The following is a 2,366-nucleotide window of genomic DNA, read 5'->3' on the forward strand; positions in this document are numbered from 1 at the left end:
GGCGGAAGGCGGGAAGGGCGGGGAAAAGGGGCGGACCCATTCGATCCTGCGGCGCATCCTGCTGCTCCATGCCGGTGCCACTCTGATTACGGCAGTGCTGGCGGCCTGGGGCGCGATGCTGCTGATCGACAGCACCGGCGACCGGCTGCAACGCCAGATCCTGGATGAATATGCGCAGAAGATGCAGCATGGCCTGCGCCGCAGCGCGGGCGGCTGGACGATCGCAGAGGGAACGGCGGCGGCCCTGCGCGGCGGGGGCTCCAGCTTCAGTTTCTGGATCGAGGACCGCGGCCGCCGCGTCGCGGTGGAGAACTTGCGCGCCGATCCCTCGCTACAGGTGCCGATGCGCGCCCGCACCGCCTATTTCAAGCGGGTGCGCGGGGCCAGGATCTATTCCGGGGTCTCCATGCCGTTGCTGGGAGAGCGCGACAGCTGGCTGGTGATCGTCCAGAACCTCGATCATCCGGACGTCATCTTCGACGATCTGCGCACGCAGATCGCCCTTGTCGGCGGGGGGCTGCTGGCGGTGTTCCTGATCGGGCTGCTGGCGGTGGATGCGGCGATCGTGCGCCAGTCGCTGGCGCCGCTGAAGCGGGCCTCGCGCGAGGTGGCGCAAGTTTCCCCCTATCAGTTGCGGCAGCGCGTCGACACGTCCGGCATGCCGGAGGAAGTCCTGCCGCTGCTGAATGCCATCAACGCCGCACTAGACCGCGTGGAGGAAGCCTACCGGATAGAGCGGGACTTCGCGGCGGATGCGGCGCACGAACTGCGCACGCCGCTGTCGATCCTGCGGCTGCTGGTGGAGCAGGGCGGTTCGCCGGAAGCCGCCCCGCGTCTGCAACGCCAGATCGACGCGCTGGAAGCCATGGTCGAGCGGCTCCTGCTGCTTGCCGAAGTGGACGCCATGGCCTGCGATCCCGGCGAAGTGACCGATCTCCGCGCCTTGGCCGAGGAAAGGGTCGCCGCGATTGCGCCGCTGTTCCTTGCGCGGGGGCAGGATATCGAGATCGTCGGCACCGATCGCGCGCCGGTCTTCGCGCCGCACCACCTGGCCGCGCGCGCGCTCGATTCGCTGCTGGAAAACGCCATGAAGCACACGCCCGCCGGGACGCGGGTGGTGGTGAGCGTCGATCCCTCCGGCGAGATCGGCGTGGCGGATGACGGACCGGGCGTGCCAGAGGAAGGCACCGAGCTTTTCGCCCGCTTCGCTTCCGTTCGGCGCGATTTCCAGCGCAGCTCGGGGCTGGGCCTCGCCATCGCCAGCGAACTGATGGCGCGGACCGGCGGCAACCTCGAAGTGGCGCGCAACGTGCCGCAAGGGGCGGTGTTCCGGATGCGGTTTCATCCGGCGGCTGCGAACGGGTGAGGGTGGGCGGCGCCGGGTCCGTCCTTAAGCCTCCTGCTCGATGTCGGCGCGCGCCAGGATCAGCGAGAAATCGCCTTGCGGATCGGTCCAGTGTTCGGTTTCGCGCCAGCCACCGGCAGCGAGCAGGACGCGCATTTCGCCGGGGAGGTACTTGTGGCAGTTCTCGGTGTGGATGGTTTCGCCGCCCTCCATGCGGAACGGCCGTCCGTCCACTTCGAAGCGGATGGCGCGGCGGGCCTCAAGGTGCATCTCGATCCGCCCGGCCTCGGGATTCCACCGCGCCAGATGGCGGAATTCGCCCACCGGGATCGAGCCGCCCAGTTCGCGGTTGATGCGCTGGAGCAGGTTGAGGTTGAACAGCGCCGTCACCCCGCTCGCGTCGTCGTAGGCGGCGACCAGGCGGGCGGGATCCTTCGCCCGGTCCATGCCGATCAGCAGGTGCGCGCCTTCGCCCAAGGTTTCGCGCATGGAGCGCAGCAGGTCCACCGCCGCCACGGGGGTGAGGTTGCCGATCGTGGAGCCGGGGAAGAAGCCCAGCATCGGGCGCGCCTCATCGCCATGCACCGGAGGCAGCGGCAGGTTCACCGGATTCATGAAATTGGCTTCCACCGGCACGATGCGCAGGGCCGGGAACAGACCCTGGAGCGCGGCGCAGGCTTCGTCCAGGAACTCGCCGCAGATGTCGATCGGCACGTAAGTGGCGCGCGGCATGGCCCTCAGCAGCGTGCGCGTCTTGATCGAACTGCCCGAGCCGAATTCCACCACTGTCGCTTCGGCGCCGACCCGCTCCGCCACGGCGGCGCTGTGCGCCTGGAGCAACGCGGCCTCGGTGCGGGTGGGGTAGTATTCCGGAACTTGCGTGATCGCCTCGAACAGCTGCGACCCGCGCATGTCGTAGAACCAGCGGGCGGGAACCGCCTTCTGCGGCTGGGACAAGCCTTGCAGCACGTCGGCGCGGAAGGCGGGATCGGGCTGGAAAGCGGTGGGGACATACGTGGTT

General features: G+C 68.8%; 2 protein-coding genes. One reads left to right on the top strand and one right to left on the bottom strand.

What is annotated here, in order from left to right; genetic code table 11:
* The coding region (locus ACI3K3_RS25510; RefSeq protein WP_404918891.1) for a sensor histidine kinase at positions 1-1,366 on the top strand (1,366 nt) is incomplete at its 5' end.
* A gap of 24 nt (positions 1,367-1,390) precedes the next feature.
* Here the strand turns inward: ACI3K3_RS25510 and egtD are convergent.
* A complete protein-coding gene (egtD, locus tag ACI3K3_RS25515) occupies positions 1,391-2,314 on the bottom strand; it encodes an L-histidine N(alpha)-methyltransferase (RefSeq protein ID WP_404918893.1) in 924 nt (307 codons plus the stop codon).
* Positions 2,315-2,366: the final 52 nt, after the last annotated feature.

The sequence above is a fragment of the Novosphingobium sp. ZW T3_23 genome, from assembly GCF_044987305.1.
Taxonomy (GTDB): domain Bacteria; phylum Pseudomonadota; class Alphaproteobacteria; order Sphingomonadales; family Sphingomonadaceae; genus Novosphingobium.